The sequence below is a fragment of the Bradyrhizobium sp. Ce-3 genome (genome assembly GCF_022835695.1).
In the GTDB taxonomy this organism is placed as follows: domain Bacteria; phylum Pseudomonadota; class Alphaproteobacteria; order Rhizobiales; family Xanthobacteraceae; genus Bradyrhizobium.
Window position 1 is genome coordinate 295,854 of record NZ_BQUV01000003.1, and the last position, 18,301, is coordinate 314,154.

General features: G+C 65.5%; 18 protein-coding genes. 9 read left to right on the forward strand and 9 right to left on the reverse strand.

Annotation, left to right across the window (positions count from 1 at the left end):
- Positions 1-195: 195 nt before the first annotated feature.
- The 4 genes from thrC (at position 196) to BRSPCE3_RS12440 (ending at position 4,349) form a co-directional block, all read left to right on the forward strand.
- On the forward strand, positions 196-1,611 hold the full coding sequence (gene thrC / locus BRSPCE3_RS12425) for a threonine synthase (protein ID WP_244066099.1): 1,416 nt from the start codon (positions 196-198) through the stop codon (positions 1,609-1,611).
- Positions 1,611-2,900, forward strand: coding sequence for a pitrilysin family protein (locus BRSPCE3_RS12430; protein WP_244066100.1), 1,290 nt, complete (start codon positions 1,611-1,613; stop codon positions 2,898-2,900). The genes thrC and BRSPCE3_RS12430 overlap by 1 nt, the downstream gene beginning before the upstream one ends.
- A 59-nt stretch (positions 2,901-2,959) precedes the next feature.
- On the forward strand, positions 2,960-3,547 hold the full coding sequence (locus BRSPCE3_RS12435) for a GNAT family N-acetyltransferase (RefSeq protein WP_029079870.1): 588 nt from the start codon (positions 2,960-2,962) through the stop codon (positions 3,545-3,547).
- Positions 3,548-3,698: 151 nt separating this feature from the next.
- Entirely contained in the window at positions 3,699-4,349 is a 651-nt protein-coding gene (locus BRSPCE3_RS12440) for a hypothetical protein (protein WP_244066102.1), read from the forward strand.
- Positions 4,350-4,452: 103 nt separating this feature from the next.
- On the opposite strand, the gene BRSPCE3_RS12445 is transcribed toward BRSPCE3_RS12440, so the two are convergent.
- From BRSPCE3_RS12445 to BRSPCE3_RS12465, 5 genes are all read right to left on the reverse strand, one after another.
- Positions 4,453-4,938 (reverse strand): ATP F0F1 synthase subunit B, encoded by a 486-nt coding sequence (locus BRSPCE3_RS12445; RefSeq protein ID WP_244066103.1) that lies wholly within the window; start codon positions 4,936-4,938, stop codon positions 4,453-4,455.
- Positions 4,939-4,941: 3 nt separating this feature from the next.
- On the reverse strand, positions 4,942-5,508 hold the full coding sequence (locus BRSPCE3_RS12450) for a F0F1 ATP synthase subunit B (protein ID WP_244066104.1): 567 nt from the start codon (positions 5,506-5,508) through the stop codon (positions 4,942-4,944).
- Positions 5,509-5,590: 82 nt separating this feature from the next.
- Complete coding sequence (locus BRSPCE3_RS12455; protein WP_016847054.1) at positions 5,591-5,821, reverse strand: F0F1 ATP synthase subunit C; 231 nt, start codon at positions 5,819-5,821, stop codon at positions 5,591-5,593.
- A gap of 55 nt (positions 5,822-5,876) precedes the next feature.
- Positions 5,877-6,626, reverse strand: a complete 750-nt coding sequence (locus BRSPCE3_RS12460; RefSeq protein WP_244066105.1) for a F0F1 ATP synthase subunit A — start codon at positions 6,624-6,626, stop codon at positions 5,877-5,879.
- Between the two features lie 72 nt (positions 6,627-6,698).
- Positions 6,699-7,070 carry an AtpZ/AtpI family protein gene (locus BRSPCE3_RS12465; RefSeq protein ID WP_244066106.1) on the reverse strand — a complete coding sequence of 124 codons (372 nt, stop codon included), beginning with the start codon at positions 7,068-7,070 and terminating at the stop codon, positions 6,699-6,701.
- Positions 7,071-7,345: 275 nt separating this feature from the next.
- Between BRSPCE3_RS12465 and BRSPCE3_RS12470 the strand changes: the two genes are divergently transcribed.
- The 3 genes from BRSPCE3_RS12470 (at position 7,346) to BRSPCE3_RS12480 (ending at position 9,150) form a co-directional block, all read left to right on the forward strand.
- Positions 7,346-7,987 (forward strand): 2-hydroxychromene-2-carboxylate isomerase, encoded by a 642-nt coding sequence (locus tag BRSPCE3_RS12470; protein WP_244066107.1) that lies wholly within the window; start codon positions 7,346-7,348, stop codon positions 7,985-7,987.
- 13 nt (positions 7,988-8,000) lie between these two features.
- Positions 8,001-8,510 (forward strand): hypothetical protein, encoded by a 510-nt coding sequence (locus tag BRSPCE3_RS12475; protein ID WP_244066108.1) that lies wholly within the window; start codon positions 8,001-8,003, stop codon positions 8,508-8,510.
- 166 nt (positions 8,511-8,676) lie between these two features.
- Positions 8,677-9,150, forward strand: coding sequence for a secondary thiamine-phosphate synthase enzyme YjbQ (locus tag BRSPCE3_RS12480; protein ID WP_244066109.1), 474 nt, complete (start codon positions 8,677-8,679; stop codon positions 9,148-9,150).
- A 93-nt stretch (positions 9,151-9,243) separates the two neighbouring features.
- On the opposite strand, the gene BRSPCE3_RS12485 is transcribed toward BRSPCE3_RS12480, so the two are convergent.
- Positions 9,244-10,869: an MFS transporter gene (locus BRSPCE3_RS12485; RefSeq protein WP_244066531.1), complete on the reverse strand. Its 1,626-nt coding sequence runs from the start codon at positions 10,867-10,869 to the stop codon at positions 9,244-9,246.
- 354 nt (positions 10,870-11,223) lie between these two features.
- On the opposite strand from BRSPCE3_RS12485, the gene BRSPCE3_RS12490 reads away from it, so the two are divergent.
- The gene (locus BRSPCE3_RS12490; RefSeq protein WP_244066110.1) at positions 11,224-11,898 is read left to right on the forward strand and encodes a response regulator transcription factor; all 675 of its coding nucleotides are present in this window, start codon (positions 11,224-11,226) and stop codon (positions 11,896-11,898) included.
- Position 11,899: 1 nt separating this feature from the next.
- On the opposite strand, the gene BRSPCE3_RS12495 is transcribed toward BRSPCE3_RS12490, so the two are convergent.
- A complete protein-coding gene (locus BRSPCE3_RS12495; protein ID WP_244066111.1) occupies positions 11,900-12,535 on the reverse strand; it encodes a metalloregulator ArsR/SmtB family transcription factor in 636 nt (211 codons plus the stop codon).
- 95 nt (positions 12,536-12,630) lie between these two features.
- Between BRSPCE3_RS12495 and BRSPCE3_RS12500 the strand changes: the two genes are divergently transcribed.
- Positions 12,631-14,061 carry an MFS transporter gene (locus BRSPCE3_RS12500; RefSeq protein WP_244066112.1) on the forward strand — a complete coding sequence of 477 codons (1,431 nt, stop codon included), beginning with the start codon at positions 12,631-12,633 and terminating at the stop codon, positions 14,059-14,061.
- A gap of 21 nt (positions 14,062-14,082) precedes the next feature.
- On the opposite strand, the gene BRSPCE3_RS12505 is transcribed toward BRSPCE3_RS12500, so the two are convergent.
- Together BRSPCE3_RS12505 and BRSPCE3_RS12510 are read right to left on the reverse strand one after the other, a co-directional pair.
- Positions 14,083-14,571 carry a DUF805 domain-containing protein gene (locus tag BRSPCE3_RS12505; RefSeq protein WP_244066113.1) on the reverse strand — a complete coding sequence of 163 codons (489 nt, stop codon included), beginning with the start codon at positions 14,569-14,571 and terminating at the stop codon, positions 14,083-14,085.
- 146 nt (positions 14,572-14,717) lie between these two features.
- Positions 14,718-18,227 (reverse strand): PAS domain-containing hybrid sensor histidine kinase/response regulator, encoded by a 3,510-nt coding sequence (locus BRSPCE3_RS12510; protein WP_244066114.1) that lies wholly within the window; start codon positions 18,225-18,227, stop codon positions 14,718-14,720.
- Between the last annotated feature and the right edge of the window lie 74 nt (positions 18,228-18,301).

The window sequence follows — 18,301 nt, forward strand, 5'->3', positions numbered from 1 at the left end:
GTGTATGTGGTGCGGACGGCGGTCAATTCGCAGACAGCCCCACACACCATCCACGCGACGCCGCGCCCCGTGCTTCGGGCTACCCATTGCCGGTCCGATCTTCTATGGTGAGCCCATCCGGTTCGCATGCGGCGGACTAGATAATTCCATGATATCAAAGGCTTAAGGCTCTGATCGAAGCCTTTGGAGGGCGGTTTGACGCGGTATTCTTCGACCCGGGGTGAGGCCCCGGTGCTTGGCTTCTGCGATGTGATGCTGACCGGGCTTGCCCGCGACGGCGGGCTTTACGTGCCCGAGACCTGGCCGCAATTGTCGCACGAGACCATCGCCGGCCTGTTCGGCCGTCCCTATTGGGAGGTCGCGGTCGAGATCATCCGGCCGTTCGTCGCCGGCGAGATTTCCGATGCCGAGCTCGGCCGCATGGCCAACGAGGCCTACGCCACCTTCCGCCATCCCGCGGTGGTGCCGCTCGATCAGGCCGGGCCGAACCAGTTCCTGCTCGAGCTGTTCCACGGACCGACGCTGGCGTTCAAGGACGTCGCGATGCAGCTGATCTCGCGGCTGATGGATCACGTGCTGGCCAAGCGCGCGCAGCGCACCACCATCGTGGTCGCGACCTCGGGCGATACCGGCGGCGCCGCGGTCGAAGCCTTTGCCAATCTCGACAATGTCGATCTCGTGGTGCTGTTCCCGAACGGGCGCATCTCCGAGGTGCAGCGTCGCATGATGACGACGACGGGCGCCGCCAACGTCCATGCGCTGGCGATCGAAGGCACGTTCGACGATTGCCAGGCGCTGGTGAAGGAGATGTTCAACAACCATCGCTTCCGCGACCAGGTGGCGCTGTCGGGCGTCAACTCGATCAACTGGGCGCGCATCGTGGCGCAGGTGGTTTATTACTTCACCTCGGCGGTCGCGCTCGGCGCGCCGCAGCGGACGGTCGACTTCACCGTGCCGACCGGCAATTTCGGCGATATCTTCGCGGGCTACGTGGCGAAGCGCATGGGGCTGCCGATCCGTTGGCTGCGCATCGCCGCCAACGTCAACGACATCCTGCCGCGCACGCTGAAGACCGGCATCTACGAGGTGCGTGAGGTGCATGCCACCGCGTCGCCGTCGATGGACATCCAGGTGTCCTCGAATTTCGAGCGGCTGCTGTTCGAGGCCAGCGGCCGCGACGCCGAGCAGGTCCGCCGCCTGATGGCCTCGCTGAAGCAGTCCGGCCGCTTCGTGCTGCCGGATGCGACGCTGGCCGCGGTGCGCCGCGATTTCGACGCCGGCCGCGCCGACGAGACCGAGACCGCCGCCGCGATCCGCGCCGCCTGGCGCGAGGCCGGCGATCTGGTCGATCCGCACACCGCGGTGGCGCTTGCGGTCGCCGACCGCGACACCTCGGATTCCAAGATCCCGAACATCGTGCTGTCGACCGCGCACGCGGCCAAATTCCCCGACGCGGTCGAGGCCGCCTGCGGGGTGCGTCCGCAGCTGCCGGCCTGGCTCGGAGGCCTGATGACCAAATCCGAACACATGACGGTCATGAAGAATGATTCTGCGGAGGTCGAGCGCTTCGTGCTGTCGGTCAGCCGTGCCGCCAAGCAGGGAGTCGCCTGATGAGCGTTGAAATCACCAAGCTGCCGAGCGGCCTGACCGTCGTCACCGACACCATGCCGCATCTGGAGACCGCGGCGCTTGGGGTCTGGGCCGGCGTCGGCGGGCGCGACGAGAAGCCGAACGAGCACGGCATCTCGCATCTGCTCGAACACATGGCGTTCAAGGGCACCGCGCGGCGCTCCTCGCGCGAGATCGTCGAGGAGATCGAGGCGGTCGGCGGCGATCTCAATGCCGGCACCTCGACCGAGACCACGGCCTATTATGCGCGGGTGATGAAGGCGGACGTGCCGCTGGCGCTCGACGTGCTGTCCGACATCCTCGCCAATCCGTCCTTCGTGCCTGATGAGCTGGAGCGCGAGAAGAGCGTCATCGTGCAGGAGATCGGCGCGGCGCAGGATACGCCCGACGACGTCGTGTTCGAGCATCTCAACGAGCTCTGCTATCCGGACCAGCCGATGGGCCGCTCGCTGCTCGGCACCGCCAAGACGCTGAAGGCGTTCGACCGCGACATGCTGCGCGGCTATCTCTCGACGCATTACCGCGCGCCCGACATGGTGGTCGCCGCCGCCGGCGCCGTCGATCACCAGCGTATCGTCGAGGACGTCACGCAGAAATTTGCGAGCTTCGACGCCACGCCGGCGCCAAAGCCGCAAGCCGCAATGTTCGGCAAGGGCGGATCGCGCGTGGTGCACCGCGATCTCGAGCAGGCGCATCTGACGCTGGCGCTCGAAGGCGTGCCGCAGACCGACCTGTCGCTGTTCTCGCTCCAGGTCTTCACCAACACGCTCGGCGGCGGGATGTCGTCGCGGCTGTTCCAGGAGGTGCGCGAGAAGCGCGGGCTGTGCTACTCGATCTACACCTTCCACGCGCCCTATACCGACACCGGCTTCTTCGGCCTCTACACCGGGACCGATCCCGCCGACGCGCCGGAAATGATGGAAGTCATCGTCGACGTCATCAATGACGCGGTCGAAACCCTGACCGAGGCCGAGGTCGCCCGCGCCAAGGCGCAGATGAAGGCCGGCCTGCTGATGGCGCTGGAAAGCTGCTCATCCCGGGCCGAACAGCTGGCGCGTCATGTGCTAGCCTATGGCCGGCCGCAGACCGTGGAAGAGCTGGTGGCGCGGATCGAGGCGGTCTCGGTCGAATCGAGCCGCAACGCCGCCCGCGCCCTGCTGGCGCGCAGCCGGCCCGCCGTCGTCGCGCTCGGCAGCGGAAGGGGTCTGGACACGGCGGTGGCTTTTGCGGAAGGATTGACGAAGTCGAAGGCAAAGACGCTGCTGCACTAGGGAGCCGGCAGGCTCGCGGGTAGGGTGTCACGCCCGAATGGGCGGGGGAGTGTTGGGCCATGGCCCTGTTTCGTTTGCCGTCCAGTGGACCCGCTGCACTGATGCCGCGCGGTCACGGGCTCTTGCTGCGCGCGCCGCAAATGTCGGACTTCCCGCAATGGGCGCAACTGCGCGAATTCAGCCGCGCCTATCTCACGCCATGGGAGCCGATCTGGCCCTCCGACGACCTGACCCGCGCGGGTTTCCGCCGCCGGCTGCGCCGCTACACCGAGGATATCGCCGCCGACCGGTCCTATCCGTTCATCATCTTCCGCGAATCGGACGGGGTGATGATCGGCGGGATCACGCTCGCCAATGTGCGGCGCGGCATCGTGCAGGCCGGCACCATCGGCTATTGGGTCGGCCTTCCGCACGCCCATCGCGGCTACATGACGACGGCGCTGCGGGTGCTGCTGCCCTCGCTGTTCGGCGAGCTCAATCTGCACCGCATCGAGGCGGCCTGCATCCCGTCCAATGCGTCGTCGATCCGGGTGCTGGAGAAGTGCGGCTTCACCCGCGAGGGTCTGGCGCGCCGCTATCTCTGCATCAACGGGATCTGGCAGGACCATCTGCTGTTCGGCCTGCTGCACGAGGATTTCCGCGGCTGAATCATCAGCCTATTGGCTGATGGCAGGCCTCCCCCGGTGCCTCTTAGATGTCTTCAGATGCCTTGGGTCCGAGATGCCTTGGGTTCGCCGCCATTGCCTTGCTATAACGCCCGCGAAACGGGGAACCGGATTTGGAGATTTGAGGATTTTGATGGGTGACAGGGTGATCAGGTTCGCGCTCGTGGCGGCGGTATCGATCGGTCTCGGTGCCACCCTGCTGCCGTCAGTGGCTTCCGCGCAGTCGCTCAGCGACCGCTTCAAGAGCCTGTTCGGCGGCGGGTCGTCGGATTCGGACAAGCCGGCCGCCCCCGCAGCGCCGCAGCAGCTCAACGACGCCGACGCAGAGCTGACCTGTCCGCCGGTGCAGATCCGCTCCGGGGCCTCGACCTATTCCGTGGCCGCCAACGGCAAGGAAGCGGTCGGCAACGACGTCAAGTTCCTGGCCTCGATCACGCGCACGGCGCGGCAATGCAATCTGAACAGCGGCCAGATCACGGCCAAGATCGGTATCCAGGGGCGGATCATCGTCGGTCCCCAGGGCGCGCCGCCGAGCATTCAGGTGCCGCTGCGCGTCGCCGTGGTGCAGGGCGGCGTCGGCGAGAAGACGATCATGACCAAGGCCTACACCACCACGGTGCAGATGGACGAGAGCGGCAGCGTGCCGTTCAGCCTGGTCGCCGAGGACATCGTCTATCCGGCGCCGGCGCCGGCCGACAACGACAATTACGTCTTCTATATCGGCTTCGACCCGCAGGCCCTGAAGCCGGAGTCCAAGCCCCGCGCCCCGCACAAGAAGAAGTAGCGCCACCGCGGCGAGGCCGCTGGAATTGAGACGTCGCTGAACAAACAAAAAGGCCGGCGCGATCAGCTCGCGCCGGCCTTTTTTGGAAGGTGTTGAGATCGCGTCAGTTCAGCTTGGAGCGGACTTCGGCGATGCCTTTGCCGACGAGGTCGTCGGCAACCGGGCCCTTGACCGACTGCGACAGGATGGTCGAGGCGGCGGTCACGGCGGCGTTGGCTGCGGCGGCGCGGACATCGGCCACTGCCTGGGCCTCGGCCTGGGCGATCTTGCTCTCGGCGGTCTTGGTCCGCCGGGCGACAAAATCTTCCATCTTGGTCTTGGCTTCGGCCGCGATCCGCTCGGCTTCGGCCTTGGCGCTGGAGATGATGTCCTGGGCCTCACGCTCCGCACTGGCCCGGCGCGCCTTGTACTCGCCGAGCAGCTTGTTGGCCTCGTCCTTCAGACGGCGGGCGTCCTCCAGTTCGGCCTTGATGCGCTCGGCACGGTGGTCGAGCGCCGTCAGCAGGGTGCGATGGACGCCGAGGTAGCCGAACACGACCAGCAGAATGACGAAGGCGATCGCAACCCAGGTTTCTGGTTCGTAAAACATCGTCTATCCCTTCAGCGACGCGTCGACGGCGCTGTTGACCGTCGTGGCGTCCGGCGTGACGCCGGCAAGTTGCTGGACGATGGCGCCGGCCGCATCCGCCGCGATGCCGCGGACGTTGCTCATGGCGTTGGTCCGGGTCGTTGCGATCTGCTTCTCGGCGTCGACGAGCTTGGCCGCCAGCTTCTCTTCCAGAGCCTTGCGCTCGGCTTCCGAGGCCGCGTTCAGCTTCTCGCGGGTCTCGTTGCCGATCGCCTGCGCGTTGGCACGCGCATTCGCCAGCTCGGTTTCATAGGCCTTCAGCGCCGCGTCGGACTCGTCCTTCAGCTTCTGCGCCTCGGCCAGATCGCCCTCGATCTTGTTCTGACGTGCATCGATCGTCCCGCCGACGCGCGGCAGGGCGATACGCGACACGATCAGGTAGAGCGCGACAAATGCAATCGCCAGCGAGACCAGCTGCGAGGCGAAGTTGGACGAATCGAACGGCGGAAAGGCTCCGCCGTGATGTCCGCCATCGGCCTCGGTGTGGGCGCCGGCTTTCTGGCCTTTTGCCTCGCCATGACTCTCAGCCATGGTGTTCTCCTGTTGCTGTCATGCGCGCCGCCCTTGGGGCGGCGCGAAGGGGTTGCCGCAAGAAGCGGAACCGGGGTGCCGCTCAGAGCGGAACGAACAGCAGGAGCAGCGCGATCAGCAGCGAGAAGATGCCGAGCGCTTCGGTCACGGCGAAGCCGAAGATCAGGTTGCCGAACTGGCCCTGAGCGGCCGAGGGGTTACGCACCGCAGCGGCGAGGTAGTTGCCGAAGATGATGCCGACGCCGACGCCCGCGCCGCCCATGCCGATGCACGCGATGCCCGCGCCGATAAGTTTTGCTGCTGCCGGTTCCATTTGTAGCTCCTTGAGAAAGATAGACAGATTGGTGGGTGGAGATTCCCCGGACCGCTTAGTGTCCCGGATGAATGGCGTCGTTGAGGTAGATGCAGGTCAGGATCGCGAACACGTAGGCCTGCAGGAATGCGACCAGCAGTTCGAGCGCGTACAGCGCGACCGTGAGCGCCAGCGGCAGCACGCCGCCGAACCAGCCGAGCGCGCCGAGCGAGAAGCCGAGCATCGCGACGAAGCCCGCGAACACCTTGAGCGCGATGTGGCCGGCCAGCATGTTGGCGAACAGACGAACGCTGTGCGAGACCGGGCGCAGGAAGAACGACAGGATCTCGATGAACATGACCAGCGGCAGGATGTAGACCGGAACGCCGTGGGGGACGAAGATGCTGAAGAATTTCAGGCCGTTCTTGTAGATGCCGTAGATCAGGACGGTGAAGAACACCAAGAGCGCCAGCGCCGCCGTGACGATCAGGTGGCTCGCGATCGTGAAGGTGTAGGGAATGACGCCGACGAGGTTCGAGACGCACAGGAACATGAAGAGCGAGAAGATCAGCGGGAAGAACTTCATGCCTTCCGAGCCGGCCGTGCTGCGAATCGTGGTGGCGACGAACTCGTAGGAGATTTCGGCGACCGACTGCAGTCGCCCCGGAACCAGGTCCCGGCCGCTCGCCAGCATCAGCAGTGCGATCAGCAGCACCGCGATGAGCATGAAGAGCGACGAATTGGTGAAGGCGATCGTGTGATTGCCGATGTGGCCGAGCGTGAAGAGGGGCTCGATATTGAACTGGTGGATCGGGTCGATTTTCATCCGCGCGGCTCTTGGTCCACCGGCTCTCGTGCCGGTAATCGAATTTCAAATGTCGTGACTTCCCGCCAGCGCTCAGCGCTTGCCCGAGGCCACGCCCGCGGACCTCACCACGTTGACCACCCCGGCGACGAAGCCAAGCAGCGTTAACACGATGAAGCCGAATGGCGACGTCGACAGCAAACGGTCGAACCCCCAGCCAATCGCCGCTCCGACGGCAACGCCCGCGATCAGCTCCGAGGAAAGACGAAAACCGAGCGCCATCGCCGAAGCTCTGGCCGCACTGTCCCCGCCTTCATTACCGGATTGATCAGTCTTGCTCCTGCGGCTGTCGCGAATTTCTGACAACCGATGATCGAGACTTCCGAGCCTTGCGGAAAGCGCAGCTTCGTCAGGAGACGATTGATCGCGACTTCCATTTGCGCCGTCGTTGGTGTTCTCAGCCATGCTGCAAACACTAACCGATGCCGCGGATGATGGAAATTGCGCCCGTCCCCGTCAAAAGCCGCGCGGACCATACTTACCGCGTCTAATCAAGTCAAGATTGCGTCGTAACCGCTTATTGCTTTGATTCTGCTGGTTTTATTTGAAGATATTCAAGGTCAGAGTGACGCAGTGTTCGCAGTGCAACAGCTTGCGTGGCATTGTGCGATGTTGCGTGGCTTTTCCTGCTCTGCTGGGATCAGCGAAAGTCCCGATCTCTCTTGCAGTCAAGGTTCCGCATGGCGCGCCAGATCGACTACTACTTCTCGCTGCAATCGCCCTGGGCCTATATCGGCCACGAGGCCTTCGCGCGACTCGTAAGCACTTATGATCTCAAGGTAAATTACCGGCCCGTGCTGCTGGTCGATCTGTTCTCGGAAACCGGCGGACTGCCGCTCGCCAAGCGTCACCCGGTGCGGCAGCGCTACCGGATGATCGAGTTGCAGCGTTGGCGCGACAAGCGTGGGCTGAATTTTCATCTGCAGCCGGCCAACTGGCCGTTCAACGGGCGCCTTGCCGACGGCGTGGTGATTGCGCTGCTCGAGGCGGGTCTCGATCCCGAGCCGTTTTTGCAACGCGCCTATCCCGCGGTGTGGGAGCTTGAGCTCAATCTTGCCGATCCCGCGACGCTGGTGAAGCTCGCCGACGATGCCGGTCTGCCGGGCCGGCAGCTGGTCGAGCGTTCGGGCTCCGATGAGATCAGCGCGGCGTATGAGCAGAATCGGCAGAATGCATTGGAAGCCGATGTGTTCGGCTCGCCCGGATATGTGCTGGATGGCGAGGTGTTCTGGGGGCAGGACCGGATCGAATTGCTCGAAGACGCGTTGAAGTCGGGCCGCAAGCCCTATAGCTGTGTGGTCCAGGGGCAGCAATCAGGTTGAGGCGGAGCAAGCCATGCCCATCGCGATGTTGCCGTCGAAATTGTTCATCGCAATTGCCGCCGTCCTGATCGCAAGCGGCGCGGCGCGCGCCCAAACCACACCCGACACCGAGAACGGCCGCTACGCCCTGTCGCCGGCCGGCGATGGCTTCCTGCGGCTCGACACGCGTACCGGCGCGGTCTCGACCTGCACCAATTCCAGTGCCGGCTGGGCCTGTTACATGGTGCCCGACGAGCGGGCGGCGCTGGATGCCGAGATCGGGCGCCTGCAAGTTGACAACGACAGACTGAAGGGCGAGCTCGCCGCGCGCGCCCCGTCGGCCAAGACCGACGAGGCATTGCCGAAATCGGATCAGCTGAAGAAGGCGGAGCCGAAGGTCGCGGAGGGCGAGCGCAAGATCGAGATTCCGCTGCCGAGCGACCGCGACATGGACCGCATGATGTCGTTCCTGGAGCGGGCCTGGCGGCGGCTGATCGAGATGGCCAACCGCGTGCAGCGCGACGTCAATGGCGGCAAGATTTGAGCTGACGTCGGCGCCGTCTCTACGGCGTCGTCCCGGCGAAAGCCGGGACCAATAACCGCCGCTGGGAGTTGGTTGGCTAAGCTGGCAGCTCCAAATCTTCGTTAACTGAGGGGCCGCGGTGTATGCGTCCCGGCCTTCGCCGGGACGACGTGTTGAGAGACCGCAGATGAATTCAGCGAGAACCACGTCCCGCACTTCGCCATCTTCCATCGCGGCGACCAGCATCGTGTCGTCACGCCTGACGGTCGAAACGTCGGGCGCCGGCTTCACCGACATCACGCGCGAGGTCGCCAAATTCCTGCGCGAGGTGCGCGCCGGCGAGGGCGCGGTGACGCTGTTCATCCGTCACACCTCGGCTTCGCTGACGATCCAGGAGAATGCCGATCCGACGGTGCTGCTCGACCTGATGACGGCGCTCGATCGGGCGGCGCCCGAACACGGCGGCTGGCGTCACGACGCCGAAGGCCCCGACGACATGCCGGCGCACATCAAGACCATGCTGACGGCGACCTCGCTGCAGGTCCCCGTGCTCGACGGCGAGATGGCGCTCGGCACCTGGCAGGGCATCTATCTGATCGAGCATCGTGCCCGTCCGCACCGGCGCGAGATCGTGCTGCAATTCATCGGCGCCACGCGCTGACGCGCAGCGCCTCGCTTTCAAGGCCCGGCTGCCAAAACGACATCGGCCGCGGATCGCTCCGCGGCCGATGCATTTGATTGCGGTGTCGACTGGTCAGGTCTTGGTGATGTCGACGTCCTTGGTTTCCGGAATGAACAGCGCGCCGACCACGACGGTGATTGCGGCGAAGATGACCGGATACCAGAGACCGGAGTAGATATCGCCGGTCGAGGCGGTGATCGCGAACGCGGTCGCCGGGAGCAGGCCGCCGAACCAGCCGTTGCCGATGTGATAGGGCAGCGACATCGAGGTGTAGCGGATGCGGGTCGGGAACAGCTCGACCAGCATGGCGGCAATCGGGCCGTAGACCATGGTGACGTACAGCACCAGGATGAACAGCAGGCCGATGACCGAGGCCACCTGCGGACGGAAGACGTCGAACGGGTGCGACATCTTCACGATGCCGGCGTCACCCGGCTTCGGATAGCCCGCCGCCTGCGCCGCCGCGAGGATTGCGGGGTTCGACGTCTTGGCGTCCGTGTACGGCACTTCCTTGTCGTTGATCAGGACTTTCACCGGCGAGCCGGCCGGGCCCGGTACCGTCGAATATTTCACCGACGATTGGGCGAGGAAGGCGCGGGCGGTGTCGCAAGGCGCGGTGAAGACGCGGGTGCCGACCGGGTTGAACAGATCGCCGCAGCCTGCGGGATCCGCAACCACCTGCACCTTGACCGTCTCATAGGCCTTCTCCAATGCCGGATTGGCGTTGGTCGTGATCATCTTGAAGATCGGGAACAGCGTGAGTGCGCCGATCAGGCAGCCCGCCAGGATGATAGGCTTGCGGCCGATCTTGTCCGACAGCGCGCCGAACACCAGGAAGAAGCCGGTGCCGAGCAGCAGCGACCAGGCGATCAGCAGGTTGGCGGTATAACCGTCGACCTTCAGGATCGATTGCAGGAAGAACAGCGCGTAGAACTGGCCCGTGTACCAGATCACCGCCTGGCCCATGGTCAGGCCGAGCAGCGCGAGGATCACGATCTTGGCGTTGCTCCAGGTCGCGAAGGCCTCGGTCAGCGGCGCCTTGGAAGTCTTGCCCTCGTCCTTCATCCGCTGGAACACCGGCGATTCGTTCAGCCGCAGCCGGATCCAGACCGAGATGCCGAGCAGCAGCACCGACACCAGGAACGGAATCCGCCAGCCCCACTCCGCGAAGTCCTTTTCGCCGGTGATGGTTCGGGTGAACAGGATCACCAGCAGCGACAGGAACAGCCCGAGCGTGGCCGTGGTCTGGATGAACGAGGTGTAGTAGCCGCGCTTGCCGGGCGGCGCATGCTCGGCGACATAGGTCGCCGCACCGCCATATTCGCCACCGAGGGCGAGGCCCTGCAGCAGGCGGAGCGAGATCAGGATGATCGGCGCCGCGATGCCGATGGTCTTGGCGTTGGGCAACAGGCCGACGATGAAGGTCGACAGGCCCATGATCAGGATGGTGACGAGGAAGGTGTATTTGCGGCCGACGATATCGCCGACCCGGCCGAACACGATCGCGCCGAACGGGCGGACCAGGAAGCCCGCGGCGAACGCCAGCAACGCGAAGATATCGCGGGTGGCGGGCGGATAGTCGGAGAAGAACTGCGCGCCGATGATGCCGGCCAGCGAACCGTAGAGATAGAAGTCGTACCACTCGAACACGGTGCCGAGCGACGACGCGAGGATGACGAACCGTTCATCCTTCGTCATGCCGGCGGGCCGTGCCGAAGTTGCAGTCATAGTGGACATCTGGATTGCTCCCCCCGAATTATTGCTGCCATGCTCGCCCCCGGCTGGCGGGTTAGGCCCGAATGGGTCCTAGGCTTGGTTTGAGGGTAACATCGCAGTGAAACCCGCCCCAATAAGACTTTTGGCTTTTGCACGCTTGAACTTATCTTCAGAGGCGAGAGCAGGATGGAACGCCCCCGCGTGCGCCTGTTGCGGCGCACAAGCTAGGCGGGTTAACTGCGTTGGCATCTGGTATTATCAAGCGCTTGCGTGATACTGCCGCGCGAGCGACAACCGAGCGACGCGGGTTTGCCAAAGCCCGCTTGTGGGACTGAGATGACTGCTGCTGCCAATACTCATCTTGTCATCGCCGACGACCATCCGCTGTTCCGCGATGCGTTGCGCCAGGCGGTGTCGAGCGTTGTGAGTTCGGCCACGATCAGCGAGGCTGGATCGTTCGAGGACCTGACCGCGCTGCTGGAACAGGACTCCGAGGTCGACCTGATCCTGCTCGACCTGAGCATGCCGGGGATCAGTGGCTTCTCCGGCCTGATCTATCTGCGGGCCCAGTATCCAGCGATCCCGGTGGTGATCGTCTCCGCCAGCGACGATGCCGGGACGATCCGCCGCTCGCTCGACTTCGGCGCGTCCGGCTTCATCCCCAAGCGCTTCGGCGTCGAGACGTTGCGCGATGCCATCATGAAGGTGATGGAGGGCGACGTCTGGGTTCCGCCGGACACCGATCTGTCGGCGGCCGGCGATCCCGACATGACCCGGCTGCGCGACCGCCTGGTGACGCTGACCCCGCAACAGGTGCGGGTGCTGATGATGCTGTCGGAGGGGCTGCTCAACAAGCAGATCGCCTACGAGCTCGGCGTCTCCGAAGCCACCATCAAGGCCCACGTCTCCGCCATCCTGCAGAAGCTCGGCGTCGAAAGCCGCACCCAAGCCGTGATCGCCGCCGCCAAGATCGCCGGCGGCCAATGGCGCCAGGGCACGCCGTCGAGCTGACTCACGCGGCCGGCATCACCCGGTACGCGCAGCGCCGCGCGCCGGCCAGGATATGATCGACGCGCTCGACCACGACGTCGCTGCCCAGCACGGCGCGAAACACCGCAAGTTCGGAGCGGCAGAGGCCCTGACAGGCTGCCGCCGCCGCGCAGATCGGGCAGTGGTCCTCGATCAGCAGAAAGCCGCCGGCGTCCCTGACCACGCTCGCCATGTAGCCTTCCCGGCTCCTGATCCGGGCGAGCGCCGTGAGCTTCCGTCGGAGTGAACCCGCCGTTCCGACCGCCTTGCGGTAGTCGGCGATACTGACGCGTTCGCGATGCGCGATCAGCGTCTCCAGGCCGCGCTCGCCAAACACCTCATGCATCGACCGCAGCAGATCAAGCGTGAGGTCGGAATGGCGGTCGGGGAAGCGCGCGTGGCCGCGCGCCGTCAGACGCCAATACTTCCGCGGCCGCCCGCGCCCTTCGCGTTCATCGCCGCTTTCGACGAGGCCTGCCGCTTCGAGCTTGACGAGATGCTGGCGCACACCGGCAGGCGTCATGTCCAGCCGCGCGCCGACGCCGGCGGCCGTCTGCGGGCCGCGCGTCTTCAGTTCGAACAGGATGCGATCCTGGCTGTTTGCGTCGTCTTGACTCATCGGCCTATTTTAGAAACAAGATGCTATCTAAAATAACCGGAAATCGCCGCCGCGGGCAACTGCCTTGGCGCCAGTCCGGAAGGAGAAACTCCGACATGGAGCGACAAGAAGTCCGCGAGGGGTGGCGATCGCTGCTCAGGCGCGAATGGATCCCGACGCTCACCATCCTGCTCGGCGGCGTGCTGCTGCAATCCATGAACGTGCTGATGCTGACGACGGTGCTGCCGTCCATCGTCGGCGAACTCGGCGGCGTCGCCATGCTGAGCTGGCCGACCACGGCCTATCTGGCATCCTCCATCGTCGCGGCCAGCTGCGTCGGCGTGCTGTCGACCGCACTCGGCGCACGGCAGGTCTACTGTGTGGGCGTTGCGATCTTCGGCATCGGAGCCGTGTTGTGTTCGCTGGCGCCGGCGATGGGCTGGATCGTGGCCGGACGGTTGATCCAGGGATTCGGCGGCGGCCTGGAGGCTGCCGTCGCCTATGTTCTGGTGCGCGGCACCTTTCCGGAGCACATCTGGTCGCGTGCGATCGCGCTGATGTCGACGAGCTGGAGCCTGTCGGTGCTGATCGGCCCGCTGGTCGGCGGGATGTTCGCGCATTTCGCCAGCTGGCGCGGTGCCTTTGTCGCCAGCGCCACGATCGCCGCCGTGCTGGCGGCCGCAGCTTTCTTCGTGCTGCCGCCGGTGACGGCGGCCAAGCCTGCATCCTCGGCGCGGGTACCGATCGGCCGTGTCGCGCTGATCTGTCTCGCCATCGCCGCGACGTCAGCCACCTCGGCCGTCGGATCGTCATTTTTGAAGCTCGGCCTGATCGTCACGGCGATCGTCTCGTTTGCCGCGATGCTGCGGCTTGACCGCCTGGCGTCACGGCGGCTGCTGCCCAGTGATGCGTTCTCCTGGCGCACCGGCACCGGCGTCGGTCTGTGGCTTGCGCTGCTGCTCTGCATCACCTTCAGCCCGCTGCAGATCTACGTGCCGATGTTCCTGCAGCAATTGCATGGCTTCGATCCGCTCTCGGCCGGCTTCACCGTCGCCTGCGCTTCGCTGGGCTGGAGCGCCGCCTCGCTGCTGACGGCCGGAGCGTCGGCTCGCCGGGCCGAGGGCCTGATGCTGACCGGTCCTGCGATCATGGCAGCGAGTCTTGCCGCGATCGGGTGGCTTGGCTCGGACGGCGCGGCGTCGATCATCCTGCTGGTTGTGGCGATCGCGATACTGGGAGCAGGTATCGGCCAGTGCTGGCCCCTCGTCGCACATCGGGTCATGGACAGTGCCAAGGCGGGCGACGAGGTGGTCGCGGCCTCGTCGGTGCCGACGATCCAGCAGATGGGCTTTGCGTTCGGTGCTGCGATCGCAGGCCTGATCGCGAATGCCAGTGGCCTGTCGGCTGCGATCGCCGACGCGACGATGGCGCGCGCCGCCTTCTGGGTGCCGGCGAGCTTCGTGGTGCCGGCCCTGCTCGCCGTTGCGGCCGCGCTTCGTTTGCGGGTCTTGCGCCGGCCGCGAGCCGATCGATCGCCGTCACCATGACGTACTGCGGTTATTGTTTTCTCATGTCGAAGCCGATCCCGCGTCGGACGCGGCGAGCGGATCGGGTCCATATCTGTTCGGTCCAGCGGTGCCGGGAAGGCAGCCGAGTTCGACAACCGCCCAGACGCTGATCGCGGTAGAGATGAGGCTGGCGATGCGAATTGATCCAGTCGCCCCGCCGATCGTTCCAATGATGGCCGGCCCCAAATAAAACGGCAGAAGCCACCGCCCGCTCTTGCCGCGATCGTGCAGGCGCTTGATACCAACGGCGATCGCCGAAAGGATCGACAGAGCGCCGGCGACAAAGACAACAGCCACTCCTGCGATCCATGCGAGGGAGGACAGCCATCCAACGAGAACAAGTGCTGCCCAAATCGCTATGGGAATAAGAATCCACACAAGCGCGGCCAGCCAGAACTTTCTGCGTTCGATTCGGCCATCAAACGTGAAAAGCAAATCGCGCAGCGTCTCTCGACCATCGGGCGTGAAAACCAAATCATCGAGCGTCATAAATTCCTCCGTGGATCCCATCGGTCGGGATTCGGTAACGAATCTACGTGCTCTTTGCTCTCAGCACAATCTGTGCGCGATTTCGTCGCGGCCGGTCAGCGCTGAGTGATGCCTTGCCCGTTCGCAGGCGCGCCCGCGGCACTCAGCTACTCCGCCGCCACCATCTGCTGGGTCCGCCATTGCCCGAGCAGGGCGCGCAGCGAGGCGGGTTTGACCGGCTTGTTGAGGACGGCGATGTTTTCCTCGCGGGCGGCGGCGCGCACCGCGGGGCTGCGGTCGGCGGTGATCAGGATCGCCGGGATGCCGTCGCCGAAGCGGCGGCGGATCTCGCGGATCGCGGCGACGCCGTTGCCGCGATCGAGATGGTAATCGACCAGCACCCCGGTGACGCGGCCGCCGGCGGCCTCGATCGCGCTGATGGCACCGTCGGCATCGAGCACCGCGATCACTTCGGCGTCCCACGCCGTGAGCAGCGTCTTCATGCCGTCGAGGATGGCGGGATCGTTCTCGATGCAGACGATCAGCGAGCCGCTCATGGGCGTCTTCGACAGCGGCGTCGCGGTGGTGACGGCGGCGGTATGGTTGACGGCGGTCGCGACCGGCACGGTGACCGAGAATGCCGAGCCGCCGCTCACATTGGCCGAGATCGCGATACGGTGGTTGAGCACGCGCGCCAGCCGCTCGACGATCGACAGGCCGAGGCCGAGGCCGCGGGCGATCCGGGCGCCCTGTTCGAGGCGGTGGAATTCCTTGAAGATCTCGCCGCGCTTCTGCACGGGAATGCCGACGCCGGTGTCGAAGATGCTGATCTGGAGCGTGTCGCCGCGGCGCCGGCAGCCGATCAGGACGCGGCCGCGCGGGGTATATTTGATCGCGTTGGAGATGAAGTTCTGCAACAGCCGGCGCAGCAGCGAGCGGTCGGACTCGACCGGCAGCGAGCAGGCGATGAAGCGCAGATCGAGGCCCTTGTCGCGGGCGATCGGCATGAACTCGATCTCCAGCGAGCGCATCAGATCGGCCATCCGGAAGCTCGTGATCGCCGGCGTCATGGCGCCCGCATCGAGCCTGGAGATGTCGAGCAGCGCACCCAGGATGTCCTCGATCGCCTCGAGCGAGTCGTCGATGTTCTCGACCAGGCGCGAATCCTCGCCGCCGTTCTGGCGCTCGACCAGGCTCGTGACGTAGAGGCGCGCGGCATTCAGCGGCTGCAGGATGTCGTGGCTGGCGGCGGCCAGGAAGCGCGTCTTGGAGGCGTTGGCGTCCTCCGCGATGCCCTTGGCGAGCGCGAGCTCCGAGTTCAGCCGGGTCAGCTCCTCGGTGCGGTCGCGCACACGCTTTTCCAGCGTCGCATTGGCGCGCTCCAGCGCCTCCGCGGCCTCGAAGCTCGGCGTGACGTCGGAGAAGGTGATGACGAGCCCGCCGCCCGGCATGCGGTTGGCGCGCACCTCGATCACCAGGTGGCGGTCGGTGAAGCGCTCCAGATAGGGCTCGCCCTCGCTGGTGTAGGCACGCAGGCGTGCCTGCAGCAGGTTGTCGCCGTCGCCGGCCGCCGGCGGACTGATCGCGCCCATGAATTCGAGGATCTCGGGCAAGGGGATGCCGAGTTGCACCAGGTGCGGCGGCAGCCCCAGCAATTCGGAGAACTGGCGGTTGGAGCAGATCAGCTGCAGATCGGCGTCGAACACCGCGATGCCCTGGCGGACGTGATTGAGCGCGGTCTGCAGGATCTCGCGGTTGAAATGCAGCGCGGCGTGGGAGTCATCGAGCAGCTTCAGCGCGGCCTTGGCCGACACCGTGCGCCGCTGCAGCAGCAGCGACATCACGAGCCGCGAGGACGCCGCCCCGATCGAGGACGCGATCAGCCGCTCGGCGTGCTGCAGCAGCTCGAAATCGGCCGGCGCCGACGCCAGCAGCACGATATTGCGGTCGACGGCGAACGCGGCGAACGCTTCGCGGGTGCGCTCAGGGCCGAGATATTGCGTCACCGTGCTCTCGATGTCCTGCACCGTCACCGTGGTGCGCCAGCGCCGGAAGCTCGGCGCGATCGGCGCCAGTGCATTGGGCACGAACACGTCGGCCTGCAGCAGCTCGATCGCGGACGGCGCGCGCGCCAGCGAGAACAGCACGTAGGTGAGGATGTTGAGCGCAAGGCTCCACAGCACGCCGTGCAGCAGCGGCGGCAAATCGGCGCCGAACAGCGCCTGCGGCCGCAGCGCCTCGATCCCGAACGGGCCGTGCTGCAGCAGCATCAGCCCGCCGGTCGAGTTTTCCAGGAAGCTCGGGATGAACAGCGTGTAGAGCCAGGTCGCGAAGCCGACCAGCATGCCCGCCATGGCGCCGCGCGCGGTGGCCCGGCGCCAGAACAGGCCGCCGAAGAACGCCGGTGCGAGCTGGGTGATCGCGGCGAACGACAGCAGGCCGATCGCGACCAGCTGGGTGTTGCCGAGCGCGCGATAGTAGAAATACGCCAGCACCATGATGGCGAAGATCGAGAAGCGGCGCGCCTTCAGCAGGAAATCGCCAAAATCCTTCTGGCCGGCGCTGACGTCGTCGCTGCGCGGCAGCACCAGCGGCAGCACGATGTCGTTGGAGACCATGATCGAGAGCGCGACGCATTCGACGATCACCATCGCGGTCGCCGCCGACAGCCCGCCGACGAAGACGGCGAGGCTGAGCAGCTGCGAGTTGCCCTCGATCGGCAGCGCCAGCACGAACATGTCGGCATCGACCGCGCCGAACGGGAAGATCACGAGGCCGGCGATCGCGATCGGAATCACGAACAGGTTGATGACGACGAGGTAGAGCGGAAACAGCCAGCGCGCCCTTGTGACCTCGGCCGGCGTCGAATTCTCCACCACGCTGACATGGAACTGGCGCGGCAGCAGCATGACCGCGCAGAACGACAGCAGCGTCATGATCAGGAAGTTGCCGATCGACGGCACATATTCGATCGCGCGCACCGCCTCCGGCGTCTTCAGGGCGCGCTCATAGAGCTCGACCGGCGAGAACATCCAGAAGGTGACGAAGGCGCCGGCGGCGATGAAGGCGACCAGCTTGACGATGGATTCGGCGGCGATCGCCAGGATCAGGCCGTGCTGGTGCTCGGTCGCGTCGGTGTGGCGGGTGCCGAACAGCACCGCGAACACCGCCATCGCCAGCGTCACCATCAGCGCGATGTCGCCGATCACGGGGATTTTCGAGAACGCCTGGTCCTCGCTCAGGATGGTCTCGAGCGACGAGGCCATCGCCTTGAGCTGCAGCGCGATGTAGGGCACCGAGCCGATGATCGCGATCAGCGCCACGGTGGCCGCGACCGCCTGGCTCTTGCCGTAGCGGGCGGCGATGAAGTCGGCGATCGAGGTGATGTTCTGCGACTTGGCGAGCGCGATGACGCGGCGGAGCAGTGGCGTGCACAGCCCGACCATCACGATCGGGCCGACATAGATCGCCAGGAAGTCGACGCTGGTGCGGGTGGCGAAGCCGACCGAGCCGAAGAAGGTCCAGGAGGTGCAGTAGATCGCCAGCGACAGCGGATAGATCCACTGGCTGGCACGGCCGCGCTCGCCCGCCGACATCCGGTCGCCGCGGCTGGCAATGAAGAACAACAATCCGATGTAGGCGAACGCCGTGGCGATCACGCCCCAATCGTGCAGCATCGCTGCTCATCTCCTGTCCCGGCCTCCAAGGCATGATCCGGAAAGATCATGCTCGAACAAAGGGGCCGGGTGTC